Source organism: Pseudomonas sp. MF06569, assembly GCF_059862735.1.
Genome location: NZ_JCBCUZ010000006.1, coordinates 1 through 16,569, shown reverse-complemented (window position 1 = coordinate 16,569; position 16,569 = coordinate 1). Strand labels below are relative to the sequence as shown.

The 16,569-nt window shown below is 56.7% G+C and carries 16 protein-coding genes, 1 tRNA gene, 2 rRNA genes and 1 pseudogene; 6 read left to right on the top strand and 14 right to left on the bottom strand.

Annotated features, from left to right (window positions below; all coding sequences use genetic code 11):
* Positions 1 to 50: 50 nt before the first annotated feature.
* From AC19YQ_RS08095 to AC19YQ_RS08080, 4 genes are read left to right on the top strand one after another with little or no spacing between them, the layout of a single operon-like run.
* The gene (locus AC19YQ_RS08095) at positions 51 to 251 is read left to right on the top strand and encodes a hypothetical protein (RefSeq protein ID WP_464013746.1); all 201 of its coding nucleotides are present in this window, start codon (positions 51 to 53) and stop codon (positions 249 to 251) included.
* Positions 248 to 832, top strand: coding sequence for a helix-turn-helix domain-containing protein (locus AC19YQ_RS08090; protein WP_498292325.1), 585 nt, complete (start codon positions 248 to 250; stop codon positions 830 to 832). Before AC19YQ_RS08095 ends, AC19YQ_RS08090 begins: the two co-directional genes overlap by 4 nt.
* Positions 832 to 1,878, top strand: a complete 1,047-nt coding sequence (locus AC19YQ_RS08085) for a helix-turn-helix domain-containing protein (RefSeq protein ID WP_500594895.1) — start codon at positions 832 to 834, stop codon at positions 1,876 to 1,878. The genes AC19YQ_RS08090 and AC19YQ_RS08085 overlap by 1 nt, the downstream gene beginning before the upstream one ends.
* Positions 1,868 to 2,236, top strand: coding sequence for a hypothetical protein (locus AC19YQ_RS08080; protein WP_500594894.1), 369 nt, complete (start codon positions 1,868 to 1,870; stop codon positions 2,234 to 2,236). The genes AC19YQ_RS08085 and AC19YQ_RS08080 overlap by 11 nt, the downstream gene beginning before the upstream one ends.
* Before the next feature lie 241 nt (positions 2,237 to 2,477).
* On the opposite strand, the gene AC19YQ_RS08075 is transcribed toward AC19YQ_RS08080, so the two are convergent.
* Positions 2,478 to 2,822, bottom strand: a complete 345-nt coding sequence (locus AC19YQ_RS08075) for a hypothetical protein (protein ID WP_500594893.1) — start codon at positions 2,820 to 2,822, stop codon at positions 2,478 to 2,480.
* A 391-nt stretch (positions 2,823 to 3,213) separates the two neighbouring features.
* Here AC19YQ_RS08075 and AC19YQ_RS08070 point away from each other — a divergent pair.
* Positions 3,214 to 3,304, top strand: a tRNA-Ser gene (locus tag AC19YQ_RS08070).
* 184 nt (positions 3,305 to 3,488) lie between these two features.
* Here AC19YQ_RS08070 and AC19YQ_RS08065 read toward each other — a convergent pair.
* The 9 genes from AC19YQ_RS08065 to AC19YQ_RS08025 all read right to left on the bottom strand — a co-directional run bounded on the left by AC19YQ_RS08065 (position 3,489) and on the right by AC19YQ_RS08025 (position 12,875).
* Entirely contained in the window at positions 3,489 to 4,973 is a 1,485-nt protein-coding gene (locus tag AC19YQ_RS08065) for a YdgA family protein (protein WP_219262597.1), read from the bottom strand.
* A 129-nt stretch (positions 4,974 to 5,102) separates the two neighbouring features.
* Positions 5,103 to 5,747, bottom strand: a complete 645-nt coding sequence (locus tag AC19YQ_RS08060; RefSeq protein WP_133079321.1) for an NADH:ubiquinone oxidoreductase subunit N — start codon at positions 5,745 to 5,747, stop codon at positions 5,103 to 5,105.
* 107 nt (positions 5,748 to 5,854) lie between these two features.
* Positions 5,855 to 7,300: an efflux transporter outer membrane subunit gene (locus AC19YQ_RS08055; RefSeq protein ID WP_133079322.1), complete on the bottom strand. Its 1,446-nt coding sequence runs from the start codon at positions 7,298 to 7,300 to the stop codon at positions 5,855 to 5,857.
* Entirely contained in the window at positions 7,297 to 8,199 is a 903-nt protein-coding gene (locus AC19YQ_RS08050; protein ID WP_500594892.1) for an efflux RND transporter periplasmic adaptor subunit, read from the bottom strand. The genes AC19YQ_RS08055 and AC19YQ_RS08050 overlap by 4 nt, the downstream gene beginning before the upstream one ends.
* Positions 8,196 to 8,405 carry a DUF1656 domain-containing protein gene (locus AC19YQ_RS08045; protein ID WP_016782973.1) on the bottom strand — a complete coding sequence of 70 codons (210 nt, stop codon included), beginning with the start codon at positions 8,403 to 8,405 and terminating at the stop codon, positions 8,196 to 8,198. The genes AC19YQ_RS08050 and AC19YQ_RS08045 overlap by 4 nt, the downstream gene beginning before the upstream one ends.
* Entirely contained in the window at positions 8,402 to 10,492 is a 2,091-nt protein-coding gene (locus AC19YQ_RS08040) for an FUSC family protein (protein ID WP_500594891.1), read from the bottom strand. The genes AC19YQ_RS08045 and AC19YQ_RS08040 overlap by 4 nt, the downstream gene beginning before the upstream one ends.
* Positions 10,489 to 10,920 (bottom strand): MarR family winged helix-turn-helix transcriptional regulator, encoded by a 432-nt coding sequence (locus AC19YQ_RS08035; RefSeq protein ID WP_326427748.1) that lies wholly within the window; start codon positions 10,918 to 10,920, stop codon positions 10,489 to 10,491. Before AC19YQ_RS08035 ends, AC19YQ_RS08040 begins: the two co-directional genes overlap by 4 nt.
* Positions 10,921 to 11,020: 100 nt before the next feature.
* Complete coding sequence (locus tag AC19YQ_RS08030; protein ID WP_133079325.1) at positions 11,021 to 11,278, bottom strand: DUF2789 domain-containing protein; 258 nt, start codon at positions 11,276 to 11,278, stop codon at positions 11,021 to 11,023.
* The gene (locus AC19YQ_RS08025) at positions 11,259 to 12,875 is read right to left on the bottom strand and encodes a glycosyltransferase family 39 protein (protein WP_339476974.1); all 1,617 of its coding nucleotides are present in this window, start codon (positions 12,873 to 12,875) and stop codon (positions 11,259 to 11,261) included. The genes AC19YQ_RS08030 and AC19YQ_RS08025 overlap by 20 nt, the downstream gene beginning before the upstream one ends.
* Before the next feature lie 247 nt (positions 12,876 to 13,122).
* On the opposite strand from AC19YQ_RS08025, the gene AC19YQ_RS08020 reads away from it, so the two are divergent.
* Entirely contained in the window at positions 13,123 to 13,821 is a 699-nt protein-coding gene (locus AC19YQ_RS08020) for a GntR family transcriptional regulator (protein ID WP_500594890.1), read from the top strand.
* 48 nt (positions 13,822 to 13,869) lie between these two features.
* On the opposite strand, the gene AC19YQ_RS08015 is transcribed toward AC19YQ_RS08020, so the two are convergent.
* The 4 genes and pseudogenes from AC19YQ_RS08015 to rrf (AC19YQ_RS08000) all read right to left on the bottom strand — a co-directional run bounded on the left by AC19YQ_RS08015 (position 13,870) and on the right by rrf (AC19YQ_RS08000) (position 16,379).
* Positions 13,870 to 14,655 carry a methyl-accepting chemotaxis protein gene (locus AC19YQ_RS08015; protein ID WP_395247549.1) on the bottom strand — a complete coding sequence of 262 codons (786 nt, stop codon included), beginning with the start codon at positions 14,653 to 14,655 and terminating at the stop codon, positions 13,870 to 13,872.
* A 69-nt stretch (positions 14,656 to 14,724) separates the two neighbouring features.
* Positions 14,725 to 15,750, bottom strand: a pseudogene (locus AC19YQ_RS08010) (cache domain-containing protein); the annotation flags it as partial.
* 292 nt (positions 15,751 to 16,042) lie between these two features.
* A 5S ribosomal RNA gene (gene rrf, locus AC19YQ_RS08005) occupies positions 16,043 to 16,158 on the bottom strand.
* 105 nt (positions 16,159 to 16,263) lie between these two features.
* Positions 16,264 to 16,379, bottom strand: a 5S ribosomal RNA gene (rrf, locus tag AC19YQ_RS08000).
* Positions 16,380 to 16,569 lie beyond the last annotated feature (190 nt).

The window sequence follows — 16,569 nt, the reverse complement described above, 5'->3', positions numbered from 1 at the left end:
CGCAGCCCCATAGCGGGCTGCTGTTTTACTCAACAGGAAGGGAGAGCACCTTGAACACTGCAAAAATATCGACTCCGAAACGAGTGCCGGGAAAGAAGAATATTCGCCCAAGCGTGGCAACCTTGAGGGGGTATTGGCTTGATCTGCGGGCGGCGGCTGAAAGTGGCGACTATTTGGCCAAGGCCCTGCTCATTGCTCTATCAGAAGGCCGACTGCTGATGCCAGAGCATTACAGCCAGGTGAAACCATGACCGCAGCAAATGTTATCCCGTCTAAAGACGAGCAAATCGCCTTAGTCCAGGCCATCGGTCTACGTTTGCGTGAGGCTCGCCTAGCTGCAGGTTTCAGCCAGCTCGCCGCTGCAAAACGCTTGGGATATGCCAACAGCTCGAAGCTGGCCAAGATTGAGCATGGCCTGTACTCCAGCCAGATACCGGTATGGATGCTCAAGAGAGCCGCCGGCGTCTACGGCGTCTCCGTCGATTACTTACTGTGCACTAGCGATCGTATGCAGGGCGACGGGATGCCGAGCATTGTGATGGAGGAAATGGTGGAGGCCATGAAAACCGAGTGGGCTCGCATGACTAACCGTGACGTTATTGCCGTGCAAGCGATTCTGGGTCGCACTGCACTTCTTGAAGGGGCTTTGGCAGACGTTGAAATGGCGACCCAAGAAGCGCTAGAGGCTCTGGCTCGGGTTGAGACCCTTAACCCTTATAGGTGGCTCAAGTTGCGTGGAGGAACGCGCCTACTGAGCGCCGTAGAGCGGGCTGTCGCTGCTGCGAAGCAAGGCCGGCGGCGCACCAAAGAGCCACGGCGAGCATTTGCGTAATGGCCCAGGCACCTAAACTAACCCCAGACCAGTGGGAAGAGGTTCGCGACGCATGGGAGCAAGACCCGCGCGACGGCTACACCTGGCTGGTCAATGAGCAAGCACTTCCCGTTTCAGTGCCAGCCGTTCGCAAAGCCGCGCTCAAGCAAGGCTGGGAGAAGCAAAAGGCACCGAGCCAGAAACCATCCGGGGTGGAATTCGTTAAAGCCCCAGGCAGCAAGGCTTCGGGTAAGGCAAAGGCAAATCGTGGGGGCGGGCCTAAGCCAGTTAGCGAAACCATAGAAACCATGGGAGAAACCATCAGCGAAACCATGGCCGGCGGCTCGAAAAGTAAGGCAAAGGCCAGTGCTGGCGGGGGCAACGGCAAGTTTGATGGGGGTGTAGAGCGGGCGGGGAATGGATCGATACCGCCAGAATCGGAGGCCAACGCGCGCGCGCGCGAGGGAGAAACCATCGAGGGGGTGATTGATGACGCTGCCGATGGCTATTTTTTTGACGGCACGGCCCTACACGGGCTGTTCCCTTCCGATGGGCCAGGCAAGTACAGGCCCAAGTATGCCGAGTTGGCCTACAAGCTGGCGCAACTCGGCATTCCGCATAAGCAGATAGCCGAGATTCTCGAAATATCGGAGAGCACTTTCTATGAATGGCAGGGGCGCCGCGCCGACTTCAAGGCTGCCCTGAAGGCGGGCATGGCCCTAGCGGATGCCAACGTGGCCAACTCCGTTTACCGTGGCGCCTTCGGCTATTCGCACCCAGAGGAAGTTATCAAGGTCATAGACGACAAGGTTGTTCGGGTTCCGACAATGAAGCACTACCCGCCCAACCCGCACTTGGCCACCTTCTGGCTCAAGAACCGCCAGCCTGAGCTGTGGAAAGAGAAGGTTGAGATCGTCGAGAAGCCATCCATTGCCCTGGTGGACAAGGACGCGATGGAGGCGATCTACCGCAATGCCCTGGATCATGCCGCCACGGTTCAGTCCAGCATGAGCGGGCGCGCCGAACGCTTGGGCCTTGTGATGGATGCCGAGCTGGATGACGACTGATGGCTCAGATTTGAGCCATGCAATGCGAGGTTCATTGGCTGGTGGGGCTGAACGAATCGTTCACCCCTGGTCCGCAGATGGCGACCATTCCAAGCGTGTTGTCATCCGGCGAAGCACTTCCTTTGTGGCCAATGCCTTTGTTGATCATTGCAAAGCGCCCAAAACCTGCCCCGTTGAAATGACGGGGCAGGTTCGGCAGATGAAAGTCATATCGTTCGGTTGGGTGGGTATTTCGCCCACCCTGGATCAGCAAACAGCAAACAGCGACCAGCTCAGCGCGTCATCATTTGCCGACGAGCATGGCTTGCGAAAAGCTGGGCTGACTTTTCAGCCCAGCATGGTGTCCGGTATGGGGTAACGATTCGTTACTCCGCAATGGCCGCGCAAGCTCACTCTGAACCGGACGTGTCGCGACCCTGCCATACCGAAATGGGAGGTCAGGCTAATTACGGGGAAATCCGGTAATTACTGGAACGCCACCGCTGCGAAAACAAACCCCATGAATGAGGCGCGTCAATACCTGATCGCTACCCTGAAACAGGGTGGTGGGAATGCCACAGTGTGGCGTTGGCACCGACTAGCCAATTCTGGGGGGACGGTCAGTCAGGCTGATTACGGATGGATTCAGAAACCGGCTGGGTTATGGGTTGGCAATCAACAACGATAGAAACTACATTGGTGGCAATCTTGTCATGTAGCAGCTGTCGAGCTGCAAGGGCTTGCACCGATGAATGAAGACCAGCACCGACGCCGCATCTTATTGTGGCTAGGATCATTTCCCGTGATTGCAGTCTTTGTACTTCTGATACTGGTGTTGCTGCTGAGTGACCGCACGGCCCCGGCAATTTTGCAAATACCTGCTGGCTCAAATCCAACCCATCAGGCAGATCAATCTCCAAAAGTGATGGGCCAGGCAATCGAACCAATTCCGGCTGACTCGCCATAGGCCAAATCGTGCCGATCATCCGATAGCGAAAATCTGATTCACCATCATTTTGTGGGCGTCTCGATCAGAGAGCGAAAACGGGCAAAAACACCCCAGCAGAGAGCGCCGTGTATGCCCTCATGTATGCCTAACCGAAGAAAGATCTGCCAAGCCCTTATAAAACGGGCATCACAGCCTCCAGTTCAAACGACGCCTGGGCACCATCTTCTTTCCCTTGTCCAAGGGAACAGCGTCAAATTCAAGACTCCCCAACGCATTTTTGCCTCTCGCCGAGAATCCGGTGAGTCGTCGTGTGCCTGTGTTTCGGGTTTTTTTTCAGCTAAACGTCAGCCAGGTTAAATTTTTATGGGCAACTGACGAAAGGCTGGTTACTATACGCGGCGTTTCGCGGAGAGCTGGCCGAGTGGCCGAAGGCGCTCCCCTGCTAAGGGAGTACACCTCAAAAGGGTGTCGGGGGTTCGAATCCCCCGTTCTCCGCCATATTTACGCCGTCTATAGATGCGTTCCCTTATTCAAGGGAACCGTGTTTACCCCCCTCAAAAATTGAACACGACGTGCAGTTGCGCGTGGTTTTTTCACGCCTGCATACATCCAGTGGGAGCGGGCTTGCTCGCGATTGAAACGCTGCGGTCTTCAGAAAAACCGCAGCGCTCCCACGAATGATTTACTGCTGGCTGGCGACACCGCCAAAGCGTGTGGTCATTGCAGTGATGAAGTCTTCAAGGCTCATTTTCTGACCATTGAGGTCCACCAGGCCTTCTGCGTAATTGAGCGAAGCCAGGATGTTGTTGCCATCCACTTTGGCCAACCCGGTTTGCACGGCCATCACACCTGCCATCTCACTGTTCATGCTGGCCATTTTGGCAATGGTTTGCGGGTCAGTTTGACCGACCAGTTGCGCCTGAACAGCTGACAGGTCAGCAATCATAGGCTTGGACAACTGCAGTTTTGCATCCAGCGCAGTCAGCATTTGCTTGGTGACTTCGATAGGCGCCGCCTCAAACGAGGTTGGCTTGGCCAGGCTCATGGCAACGTTGAGCTGGCTTTCGCCGTTTTCGGTTTTGATCGTGAACTTTTCCAGCGCCAGCTGCGGTTTGGCGGCCAGCAGTTTTTCAACCTCGACCTGCATCAACACTTGTTCGGCCGGGGTCAGCGGTGTTTGCGGCAAGGTGCCGTCAGCCTGAGGCTGGAATTTGTTCTGGTAGATCTGCAACAGCGCCTGCATGGCCGGGATGTCGAGGCTGCTGGCAGTGAGGACCATTTGCGCGCTGCCCACTGGCTTGCCGTCCAGGGTGATGTCACCCACTTTGTAAGACAGGCGCCCGGACATCAGGTTGCCAGTAGCGGAAGAGGAATCCGCGTACTCGAAGTTTTTGAGTTTGATGACCGATTGTGCGGCGCCATACGTCAGTTGGCCTTCGCTCAGTACCATCACGTTCTGGCCGAGATAGAAGCCAAATGGTGTTTTTTTCAGGTCGCTGGCGAGGGTCAGACCATTGAGTTCAACCAGTACGGGCGGGTTGTCGACCGTGACCGCGTGGAGCTTGAGATGGTCCATATAGCCTTTGGCTTTCAGGTTCTGGCCATCGGCATCGGTTTGAGCCTCCATGGTCAGGCCCGAGAAGCTGAAGCTGGAGTTGTCGTCCAGCTTGGTCTCAAGCGCCACCAGTTCCATATGACCATCAACCGAGCGGTTGTAACCCATGGTGACCTGGCCTTTGAGCGGCGTCTGATCCTTGGTTGCAGCGAACCACTTTTCGGTGAAAGGGGATTTTTCCAACGCGTAATTGTTGACTGCCATCACTGGCATCCACTTGAACGTCTTGATGCGCGACCACGGCAGCGGGCCATGCTCGATGTTATCGACAAACAGCAACTCTACAGGTGGTGCGTCCGGGCCCGCTTTGTCGTCCTGGAGTTTCAGGCGATAGTGCGCGGTGCTGCTGTAGAGGTTGCGCTCAATAGACACCAGTTCGAGAGTGCCGTGGGTGGTGGAGCCTTGAAGTTGGGTTGCCAGCTCCTGGTTGGATTGCTCAATCGCGGCCTGCAACACACCTTCGATTTTGCTGCCGGTGTACCACGCCCCGGCGGTATTCAGTGCTCCAACAACAATCACAATCCCTGCCAGCACGCCTAATGGTTTGTTCATCAATTGACCCGTTCAATGTCCGTTGTGTTGAAAGTAAAAGCGGTCTTTGCAAAGCCCTTCATGGGCCCAAAGTGCTAGCAGGTTAACACTGGCGACAGAGCAGGCGCTGCTCTTGAGTGACGCCAGGCCTCATGCGGGTTGAGCGTAACGCTGGTCGATCTCGTCAAGTTGATGATCAAAGCTCTTGAGGCTGGCACTCCAGGTGTACACCAGCACCTCCAGGTCGTGGTCGATGCAGGTTTCTCCTACGGAATTGAAAGACACATCCGAATAATCTAGCTGATAGCGCTCACGGGCCATCGCCGCGGCGACATCCGAGAGCTCACGCGCAGTGTCGAGCCATTGGCGATCTTCGGATGGCAGGGCTTTATCGAGTTGCAGGCATTGGGCTTTAAGGGCATCCAGGCTCTTTTCCAGCGGCGTGCCGGTCAGCTCGCCCATGAACTCCTGGAAGGTTCGGCCCGGCTGCCAGTAGCTCCCCCAGAAATAGCGATCGAATACCGTTTCGACCCGGCGCAATGCAACCTTGGTGTCCCAGATAAGGACACGGGTCTGGCCTTGGGTGATCTGGCGCTTTTTGATTTGCCGGGTTTGCACCAGGGCGCAGGCCACTACCACTATGGCCAGTACGGCAATCAGGGCGCTGGCACTGTCGAGAAAGATCATTGCCTTGTCGATCTGGTGCGCCAGCATGATGCCGTAGAAGTAAGTCGCCGAAAGCAGCACTACCGCCGCTACAGCACACCAGAAACCGGGAGCATAAGGGTTTTTCATTATTAGTATCCCCATCAGGCATGGTCTGCACGATGAGGAGGGCTACAGACCCGCAAACGCCCTGAACCATCGTTCTGATACCGATAGTTCAGAGCATAGCAACGCTGTCAGGGTTTAGCGTTTGCCGGGGCGTGCGTTCGTCCACTTTCCCAGCCGCCACCCAGGGCCAGAAACAGATCGATCTGGCTCATGGCTACCTGGGTATTGGCAGCCGACAATTGCGCGCGCATGTCGGTGTAGGTACGGGTTGCTTGCAAGTCGGCCAAAAATGACTCGCGCCCGGCCTGGAAGAACTGATGGGTCTGATCGGCCGCGGTTTTTGCCGACTGCTCTGCATCTGCCAATGCATCGCGGCGCTGCAACAGCGCGGTGTATTGCACCAGGCTGGTCTGAGTTTCACGGATGGCGTTGAGCACTACGCCGTCGAACCTGGCCAATGCCCCCTGGGTGACAGCCTCTGCTTCACGAATTCGGGCTCGCGAGCCATTGGTCGGAATCGTCCAGCTCAGCATCGGGCCAAAGCCCCAGCGGTTGGTGGGCGCCGTGCCCAGGTTGTCGATGATGCCCACCGTGCCAATGCTGGCACCGATGCTGATGTCCGGGTACAGGGAGCCCGTGGCGACACCTATCTCAGCGGTCGCTGCGGCCAGATGGCGTTCGGCCTGACGCACGTCAGGGCGGCGCTTGAGCAGCGCTGCACCGTCACCTACAGGCAGCAGTTGCGCGATGTGCGGCAGCTCGGCACAGGTGGCAACGCCCGATGGCAGTTGGTCCAGCGGCTTGGCCAGCAACATGGACAGGCGGAACAAACCGGACTGGCGCAACGCCTCGTAACGAGGCAATTCTGCCCGCAACGATTTGAACTGGGTTTCGGAGCGGGTGACTTGAGTTTCGTCGCCGCGGCCCGCATCACGCAGACGCTGGGTCAGGCTGGTGCTTTGCGCTTGCAGCCTGAGGGATTCATCAGCGATGTGGTGTTCTTCATTGGCTGCGCACACTTGGGTGTACGCCCGCACCACATCCGCTACCAGGGTGATGCGCGCGGTGTCGGCGGCGGCCTGAGTTGCGTCGGCATTGGCCTGCGCCGCTTCGATACCGCGCTGCAAGGTGCCCCATAAATCGAACTGATACGAAGTGCTGATGCCCAGGTCGCCGACGTTGGCCACCGGCACCTTATCCGCCAGCAGGAAGGCTTCCCCGGACTCTTGCAGACGCTGAGCGCCCGCCTTCACCGAGCCACTCCAGCCTCCGGCCGACTGCGCCTGCTCAACCTGAGCCCGCGCCCGCGACAGGTTCGCCGCCGCGACCCGCAAGTCGGTGTTGGAGGCCAGCGCCTGACGTACCAGCTCGTTGAGTTTCGGGTCTTGGTAGAGCTTCCACCAATCGTCGGGGACCGGCGCGGACATCACATTGGCACCCTCGCCCGCCAGTTCACCCTGCAAGTCCGGGCGTTGCATGGCCGCGTCTTTGGGCAAGTGGTAATCAGGGCCAAGCAACTGGCAACCGGACAGCAGCAAACCCAGCCCTACGGCTGCCAGGTGAACGGCTTTCATCGCGCACTCTCCGGGGCAGGTCTGTCTTTGGACGAGTCTTCGATAATGGACACTGTCGCAGTGCGACCGGCGATCATGCGAAAGTCCTCCGGCACATCATCAAACACAATGCGCACCGGAATCCGCTGCGCCAGCCGTACCCAGCTGAACGCCGGATTGACGTTGGGCAGCAGGTTCTGGCCGCTGGTACGGTCACGGTCTTCGATACCCGCCACGATGCTTTCGACATGACCACGCAAACGGGCATTGTCGCCAATCACGCGGATATCAACGCTCTGACCGACATGGATGCCATCGAGCTTTGTCTCCTCGAAATAACCGTCGATATGGAACGAGGCGCTGTCGACAATCGACAACACAGGCCGCCCCGCCGTGACGAACTCATTGACCCGGGGTGCCCGGTCATTGACGTAGCCATCAACCGGGCTGCGCACGACGGTACGGTCCAGGTTGAGCTGGGCACTGTCCACGGCCACCTGGGCCTCGGTGAGTGCGGCCTGAGCGCGCATTTCACGGGACTGGCTTTCTTCGAGCAGCTCACGGGCGACCAGATTACCCAGCCCCTTGTTACGACGGCTTTCACGCTGGGCTTGCGCCAGGGTTTCCTTGCGATCGGCAACCGTGGCCTGGGCTTGGCGCAACGCCAGTTTGAAGCGTTCCTGATCAATGACAAACAACACCTGGTCACGGGTGACGAGCTGGTTGTCACGCACATCGACCTGCTTGATCAGGCCCGAGACATCGGGAGCTATTTGCACAATGTCGGCTCGGATGTGGGCGTCGCGGGTCCAGGGAGCAAACATGTAATACATGGTCATGCGCCAGACCACGACGCAGGCAAACGTCACCACCAATAAGGTGAGAACGACACGGCCCAAGGTCAGTAAAGGTTTTTTCATGTCATCAGATATCGACTAAACGAATCCACAACGCCGAGTAACAGAGCGTAGAGACCGACGTTGAACAAAGCCCGGTGCCAGACCAGACGGTAAAAGTGCACACGCGTGAGTAACCCGTGAACCACCAAAAACAGTAAATAGGTAATGCCCATCAATACCAGGAGCGTGGGCAGGAATACCCCGCTGATATCTACATCACCGATCATAGCGGCGCTCCATCAATGCTTTGAGCCTGAGGATGTGGCAGGTCGTCGTTGTCGACGATAAATTCGACGCCAGGCAGCAAAGCCAGACGCAGCCCGCTAAGGGCATGCAGCAGGTGAACCCGCGTTTCACCTTCGCCTTGCAGGTCGTTGGCGTTGAGGGCGCGACGAGTGCGGTCCATGGTCATTTGCAGGCCAAGGGGCATTGGCAAACGCTCACCCGCCTTGAGGCAGGCGCAAAAGTAGTCACCCACATCGCTCACCACCTGACGCAACAGCCGTTGCGGTATACCCGTGACCCTTGGCGCATAGGCCAGCAAGTCCAGAAGGTTGAGTGCAACCCGCAGATCACGCAGAGCGCTGCCCGTGTCCTGCCCGGTCAAGGCCAGACGCGGCAAGTGCTGCATCAGGCGATCAAGCATTTGCGCCCCCATGTGCCGGTGCTCGGCCAGAGTCGCGGGCTGGGTCAGGGTGACGATGTCGCGCCAGCTGAAACGCGTCAGACGCTTGGCCGCCAGCTCAGCACCGAACGGACGCGCAAGCAGGGTCCAGACGAAGGCAAACAGCAGACCGATGGGGCCTGCCAGGTTGGCGTTCATGAATACCATGAAGTCCGCATCGTAGGCGCCCTGGATGCTGATAAACGAAGCGGTGTTGACGATGGTCAGCAATGTGCCCAGGTAAAAACGCGGTTGTACGGTCAGGGTACCCACGCAGATGAACGGCACTGCGAACGCCAGCACCAGCATCGGAAAGTCGTGCAGGTTGGGCAGGATTACAAACAGGTACAGGCTGGCGAACACCACCGACAGCGAGGTCCAGAAAAAGAATCGGTAGATCTGCGGCGCCGGGTCGTCCATCGAGGCAAAAAAACTGCAGGCCACCGCGGCCAGAATCACGGCACTGGCGCCGTCGGTCCAGCCGAGCAATATCCACAGCACTGAGGCGACGACAATCGCAGTCACGGTGGAAAATGCCGAATAGAGCATCAGCCCGCGATCGAGAAACGGCGTCAGCCGCCCAAGGCGCCAATGCCGGTATACGGCACGCCAGACATCCTGACTGCCGGTCGATATGGCTTTTTGCAAGCTGCGACAGTCTTGCCACAGGTCGATCCATTCGCCCAGTCGATACAGCACGTTGGAAAAGACCAATTGGCGACGATCATCCAGCGCCGCGGCACTGGGTTGTAACGCTTCGAGTTCATGGCGCAATGCTTGCCAATGCTCGATCGAAGCCCCTTCCCGGGTACTTTCAAGCCACAACTGAGCATGGTCGAGCAAAGGAGTGACTTTATCGAGCAGTTCAGGGGCGCGACGCTCCAGCGCGTAGAGTGCGTCGTCCAGTGCATCGACCACGGGTAACAAGTGGATCATGCGCCCGCGCAACTCTTTGGTATTGCGCACGGTTTGCGGGTGCGCGCCCTCATGGGGCAGTTGGCCAATCATCATTTCCAGACTGTTGAAGGTCGTGACCATCGAGGCGCGCAGGCCGCTGGCTTTGCTCGGCTCAACGTCGCGAGCCAGAAAGTGCTTGCTGTAATTGCTCGCATCGGCGAACCACTTGGCCGCCGAGTCGATAAAAACCGGGGTCAAGCGGCGAGGCCAGAACATGCTGCCGACCACCGCCGCGCAGACTATCCCGAGCATGATTTCCTCGGTACGCGAGACGGCGATGTCGAAGACGTTCAGCGGGTTATCCACAATCGGCAAAGCGATCATGGGCATGGTGTAACCGGCAAGCATGAATATGTAGCTGTTGGCAGTGCGCAGGTGCAGCGACAGAAACAGCAAAATGCCGGTCCAGAGCGCGATCACCAACACCAGCAGAAATGGCGTTTGCACAAATAGCGGGACAAAAAATACGGCAGCCGCAGCGCCGATCAGGGTGCCCAGTGCGCGGTACACCGCCTTGGAACTGGTAGGCCCGACGAAGGGGCTGGAGACGATGTAAACCGTGGCCATGGCCCAATACGGACGGGGCATTTCCATTAACAATGCGATATACAGCGCGATCATCGATGCGGCGAACGTGCGCACACCATAGAACCAGTCACGGGCAGGCGGCATGCTGCTGAAAAACCCGTTCAATTCATCGCTCCGTCAGGCAGTTGACCGGCCGCTTCAAAGGCTTTGATCACACGCAGTGCGGCTTCCTGGTCAGCCAGCGAAATGCCTGCCAGAGCCGCTCTTCTCAGTTGCACGAGTTGGGCTTCAATGGATTGCACCAGGACGCGTCCGGTGTCGGTAAGACTCAGGGTTTTGGCGCGTCGGTCGCTGGCATCTTCACAGCGGCGTACGTAGCCGGCCTTGCACAGCTGATCGAGCAGACGCACCAGCGACGGGCTTTCCATCCCGGCAGCATGGGCCACGGTGACTTGTCTCACCCCCTCCCCCAAGCGCCCGATAATCAGGAGCGGCATGGCACAGGCTTCGGAAATGCCGTAGTTGACCAGCGTAGCCTGGCAGACGCGACGCCAATGGCGAGTCGCAACCACCATCCCGGTGCTGATGCTCATTTGCAGTGGATCGAGAGTGTCAGGCAAGAGGCGTCACATAATGTTAGTTTGCTAACTATTAATATTGCGCGGCCAGATGATCACAGTCAAGTGTTGCCATTTATTTCTGCTTACCTACGATCGGTTTTGTGCGCAGCATGAGGTTCAGTTGGTCGACGATTTCAGCCCAGTCGGCATCCTCAAGATGCTCTTCACGCAAAAACGCCGCTTGGGCAGGCGTCCAGAAAAATGCGTCTTCAAGCTTCAGGTCAGGCTTGAGCGGTGAATGGGTTGTGACAAATTTTTCGATATCTTCGGGGCTGGACGGCAGGCCCAGCTGTTTGAACAAGGACGGGAGGCTATGGGTTGGCTTTTGCATTGAGTTGACTCCATTCAGGTTCAGGGCCGCATTCGGCCCCAAGGCAGGTCAAATATAGTCGAGCCTGGGTGTCATCGACGGCCAAGTCCTGTGCTTTGTGCCAACCTGCTGGAATAGAGCCGAAATCGTCCGGCAGCTCTTTGCTGCTGATCAGCCAGACCCGCCCCGTACCGGCCGGCAAGTCTGCCAGTCGATCAACGTAGATCTTGGCCCCATTGGCGTTCACCAGCGTGCCAAACCCGTAGTTGTTCGGACGTCCGGATGCGCCACTGTCTGTGGGCGGCGTGTAGAGCAGGGGTTCAATCCCGGTCTTGTTGTAGTAGACGTAACTGAAGTACCAGAACAGGTCACTGACTACGATCCGGTCACCAGGCAGGAACTGTTGGTTTACGTGCTCAACCAGACGATCAAAATGGTCGGCATCGCTGCTGAAGTTACTGCGCAGGCCCACCAACTCAGTGCCAACAAACAGTGACAAAAGTGCGAAGGCTAACGCACGCTTGTGCTTGAGCAGACGATCCACTGCGATCGCCACAAGCAGTGGCAAGCCAAGTGCGGCAAACATCACGTAACGCTCGATAAACAGCGGCGAGACAAACGACACGGCGTAAATGGCCAGGATCGGCAGCAGGGTGTAAATCACGATCAATCCAGTGAATTTATGCCGGGATGAATCGCGAACCGCCATCCATACCAAGCCGCCCAGCAGTGCAAGCGGTGCCAGCCAGAACAGCGGCCAAGGCAGGTTGTCGCCTTCGTCCTGAATCAAAAGCTGCCAGGTCATGGCGGGCAAAGATCGGGCATCGACTGCAGGCTCCCAGCCCACATCACCGCCGCTCTTGAGGTCGTCCATGTGCTGCAGCAGATCCACCAGGCCGGGGAGCCAGGGTAGAAACAACAACACAATGGCAACATTGGCCAACCACCAGGCGGGACGCTTGATCAACCACCCGGAGCTACGGCCACTGATCAACAGATAGAGCCAGTGGGCGATCACACAGAAAGCGGTGAAGTAATGCGTATAGAACGCTGCCGCCATCAACCCGGTGTAAATGACCGGATAACGGAGTTTATGCGGCGCTTTAACCCAATAGACCAGCGCAATCGTGGCGCCTATCAGCCACAGCCCCATGAGCGAGTACATCCTCACTTCCTGGCTGTAACGCACTGCAGTCGGCAGCAATGCCAGCAGAAGCCCGGCCAGTAACGCGGCTCTTTGGGTGGCAATCAACCGCACGAGCCACATGCCCAGCAATACGGTTGCGATACCCGGCAAGACACTCAGGGCTCGGATGGAGACAAGACCGTCACCAAACAGCGCCATCCAGCCATGAAGCAGCATGAAATACAACGGAGGGTGAACATCGTGCGACGCATGCAACCAGATTTCGGCGAGGGGATAGTCGCTCAGCATCAGGCTGGAGCCCTCGTCGCACCAGACGGCAGAGGCTGTAAAACCATAGAACCGCACCACTGAGGCCAAGAGCAAAATGCACCACAGCCACGGCTGGCGAACTATTTGAGTGAGTGCAATGTGGGGCGACTCAGGAGTACGCAACCGCAACTCCCCCACATCGTTCTTGCTGAGTACGCCCATCCTTCACCTGCTGTGCATTAAGGCTGCGATTTGGGCAGCTTTGATTTTGGCGATTGTAGGGCACAGGCCCTGACAAAAGGGAGCGGGATGAAGCGTCCTGGAAAAGAAAGATAGTGGCACCATGCAATCTCTTATCTCGCAGTCAGGCTAAACTAAACGTAACAAGGTTTGACAAGGATTGGGTCAGTACCTAACTTGAATTGGATCCAAACAAGCGTGCTGAACTTTCGGCGTAGGTAGTAGCAACGTGGCCGTCAAACTCAATCCTTTAAACAGCATAGTTGTATCAGGCCCCATACCCGCTCATTTGGCGCGGGCGGTGATTGAAGAAACCTTGCGCAACGCCATTCTTGATGGCCGCTTGCCATGCGGCACCGCAATCCGCCAAGAAGCGTTGGCACAGTTGTTTGGCGTTAGCCGAATGCCCGTGCGCGAGGCACTGCGTCAGCTTGAAGCTCAAGGCTTGCTGCAGGTCGTGCAATACAAAGGCGCGGTTGTTGCTCCTTTGATCGAGGACAACTCGCTGGAGACCTACGAGCTGCGCCTGTTGCTTGAAGCCCAGGCACTGCGTCTGTCAGTACCACTGCTGACTGACGAAGACTTTGAAACGGCCGACAGCTATATCGAGGCACTTGAATCCGAAACAGATTTCGGCAAGATCGGCACACTCAACCGGCAATTTCATCAGGCGCTTTACTGCAGGGCGCCGAATCGAAAACTGCTGGCGTTGATTGAGGCAGGGCTTATCGAGGAAGAACGCTTTCTGCGTTTTAACCTTGAGCAGATGGACCTTGGCAAATTGTGCCAGGACGATCACAGGGCACTGTTGCGTCATGCCCGAGCCAGAGATGTTGAGTCATGCATTGCAGAGTTGGAGTTACATCTGCAACGCGGTGTTACGGCTATAACCCACTATCTGAACACTCAGAATGCAAAACAGCCCTGACGCTTGAAACGCCAGGGCTGTGGATAAGTCTTGAGCGACTTGCGATCCTCAGATCTTGAAGCTGTCGACCAATTGCTTGAGACGACTGGCTTGCTGCGAAAGGGCATCGCAGTCCTTGAGGGTTTCGTTGAGGTTCACCACACCTTGCTGGTTAAGCAGGTTGATCTGGTTGATATCCACATTGAGGGTTTCGACCACGGCGGTCTGTTCCTCGGTTGCGGCGGCAACCGACTGGTTCATTCCGTCGATTTCTTCGATACGTTGAGTCACGCTGATCAATCGAGCCCCCGCCTGATTGGCGACCTCGACGCTTTCTTCGCTGGAAACCTGGCTCGCATTCATGGTGCTGACCGCTTCGCGGGAACCCACTTGCAGCGAGGTGATCATTTTATGTATCTCCTCCGCCGACTCCTGAGTGCGGTGAGCAAGGTTGCGCACCTCATCGGCCACCACGGCAAAGCCTCGACCCGCCTCCCCCGCACGCGCGGCCTCAATGGCTGCGTTGAGGGCCAGCAGGTTGGTTTGCTGAGAGATGCCTTTGATCACATCCAGAATGTGGCCAATATTGTCGGTGCTGGCATTCAGGGTTTCGATTTGCGCACACGACAGACTGATCTTCTGCGAAAGCTCGGTCATGGCCTGGATGGTCTGCTCGACAACCTTGCGACCATCGTCTGCCTGCTCACTGGCTCCGCTGGCATGCTGTGACGCGTCGGCAGCATTGCGGGCGATTTCCTGGGTGGCAGCGCCCAACTCGTTGATGGCGGCGGCCACGCTGTTGGTTCGCGCACTCTGCTCGTCCGAACCGACAATGGATGCGTTGGACGATGCCATGACGCGGTGAGACAAATCATGCACATGGCGGGTAGCAGAGGACACTTCGCTGATTGACGCGTGAATACGCTCAACGAACTGGTTGAACGAGCTGGCCAACTCCCCGAATTCATCCTTGTTCTCAATGACCAAGCGCCGAGTCAGGTCGCCTTCGCCTTGCGCGATATCTTGCATCGCACGCCCCATCGTAGTGAGCGGACGCATCAATACCTGGATCAACAAGCTCAGCAGCAGTGCAATCGCGGCCACGGCAATAAACATCGCAATCACTGCCGATGTGCGGAATTTAGACAGCGGCGCGTAAGCCTTTTCTTTGTCGATGGATTGACCGATAAACCAATCTGCGGACGGCAAGCCTGTCACCGGGGTAAAGGAAATAATCCGCTCCTGGCCGTCGAGCCTGACTTCCTGAACACCTTTTTCAATGCGTAGAGCACTGGACGGGTAGATATCCTTCAGGTTTTTCATCACCTGATTTTTATCCGGACTGACGATGATCTGGCCATCGCTGCTCACCAAAAACGCATAACCCAGACCACCTGAATCAACTGAGTTAATGATTTTGACCAGGCTATCGAGGCTCAGATCACCGCCGACCACACCGAGCAGCTCACCGCCTTTTTTAACCGGCATGGCGATGGTCACAATCAAGCCCCCGACAGCTGCCATGTAGGGCGGTGTCAGCATGGTCTGACCAGCGCTTACAGCTTGCTTGTACCAAGGGCGCTCACGGGGGTCATAACCTTCGGGCATTGTGGCATCGGGGCGCTGGGTAAAAACTCCGTTGGCTTGCCCGACGTAGGTGAACTGGAAGTTGGAGGTAAACGCTGGCTGATCGACCAGGCCAGGCAGATCAGCCTGGCTGCCTTGATGCGCAATGCTTTGTGCGAGGCTCTCCAGCACCAGGATGCGGCCACTGAGCCAATTCTGAACACTGCTGGCTGTCAGGTTGCCAGCTTGCTGCACCGAAGACTCGATGTTTTGCTTGATGGTGTCGCGCTGCAGGTAGTCGTTATACAAAGTGAATAATGCAAACGCCAGAACCACGACCCCTGAAGCGGCCAGAAGGATTTTATGGCTGAACTTTAGATTCATAGCATGGGACTTCTTATGCCAAAAGGTTGGATGCGTACGTGGGCACCGTTGTGTGTAACAGCGCAGACAGCCTCTAGGCAGATCTGCTCGTACGCATTGCTCAACAGGCTGTCGGCACCAATTGCGGAATACTTAGCCACTTTTGGTAGCTATGTGTTTAATCCGACGAAAGCGCAGCCGTGGCTTTAAAAAGGGATACAGGAAGGGCTTGAGAACAGAAGGGGCTGGGGATTTATATTGCGCAAAAACAAAACCCCTGTCTGCGTTAGCAGACAGGGGTTTCGGAATTCAATCTTGACGATGACCTACTCTCACATGGGGAAACCCCACACTACCATCGGCGATGCATCGTTTCACTTCTGAGTTCGGGATGGGATCAGGTGGTTCCAATGCTCTATGGTCGTCAAGAAATTCTGTGTCAGATCCGTCATGAAAACGTCTCTGCGAAAACTTGGTACTTCTATAAAAACAAAATCCCCGTCTGCGCGAGCAGACAGGGATTTTGGAATTTAATCTTGACGATGACCTACTCTCACATGGGGAAACCCCACACTACCATCGGCGATGCATCGTTTCACTTCTGAGTTCGGGATGGGATCAGGTGGTTCCAATGCTCTATGGTCGTCAAGAAATTCGGTAGCCAGGTCGTTTACCTTTCGGTTTACGCTCCAGCGAATGGGTATGTAATAGTCTGGTGTTTTGTGAGTCGCAAACTTTCGGTTTGTATCGTCTTCACACACCGCAATCTGGTCTCTTCGACGCAAATTGCTTGGGTGTTATATGGTCAAGCCTCACGGGCAATTAGTATTGGTTAGCTCA

What these genes read in the sequence shown, in the direction of transcription:
- AC19YQ_RS08050 (WP_500594892.1), bottom strand. Translation starts at nt 8,199, where the DNA reads ATGAAAAAACCTTTACTGACCTTGGGCCGTGTCGTTCTCACCTTATTG.
- AC19YQ_RS08080 (WP_500594894.1), top strand. Translation starts at nt 1,868, where the DNA reads ATGACGACTGATGGCTCAGATTTGAGCCATGCAATGCGAGGTTCATTG.
- AC19YQ_RS08065 (WP_219262597.1), bottom strand. Translation starts at nt 4,973, where the DNA reads ATGAACAAACCATTAGGCGTGCTGGCAGGGATTGTGATTGTTGTTGGA.
- AC19YQ_RS08085 (WP_500594895.1), top strand. Translation starts at nt 832, where the DNA reads ATGGCCCAGGCACCTAAACTAACCCCAGACCAGTGGGAAGAGGTTCGC.
- AC19YQ_RS08025 (WP_339476974.1), bottom strand. Translation starts at nt 12,875, where the DNA reads ATGGGCGTACTCAGCAAGAACGATGTGGGGGAGTTGCGGTTGCGTACT.
- AC19YQ_RS08015 (WP_395247549.1), bottom strand. Translation starts at nt 14,655, where the DNA reads ATGGCATCGTCCAACGCATCCATTGTCGGTTCGGACGAGCAGAGTGCG.
- AC19YQ_RS08045 (WP_016782973.1), bottom strand. Translation starts at nt 8,405, where the DNA reads ATGATCGGTGATGTAGATATCAGCGGGGTATTCCTGCCCACGCTCCTG.
- AC19YQ_RS08035 (WP_326427748.1), bottom strand. Translation starts at nt 10,920, where the DNA reads ATGAGCATCAGCACCGGGATGGTGGTTGCGACTCGCCATTGGCGTCGC.
- AC19YQ_RS08060 (WP_133079321.1), bottom strand. Translation starts at nt 5,747, where the DNA reads ATGAAAAACCCTTATGCTCCCGGTTTCTGGTGTGCTGTAGCGGCGGTA.
- AC19YQ_RS08090 (WP_498292325.1), top strand. Translation starts at nt 248, where the DNA reads ATGACCGCAGCAAATGTTATCCCGTCTAAAGACGAGCAAATCGCCTTA.
- AC19YQ_RS08075 (WP_500594893.1), bottom strand. Translation starts at nt 2,822, where the DNA reads ATGGCGAGTCAGCCGGAATTGGTTCGATTGCCTGGCCCATCACTTTTG.
- AC19YQ_RS08055 (WP_133079322.1), bottom strand. Translation starts at nt 7,300, where the DNA reads ATGAAAGCCGTTCACCTGGCAGCCGTAGGGCTGGGTTTGCTGCTGTCC.
- AC19YQ_RS08030 (WP_133079325.1), bottom strand. Translation starts at nt 11,278, where the DNA reads ATGCAAAAGCCAACCCATAGCCTCCCGTCCTTGTTCAAACAGCTGGGC.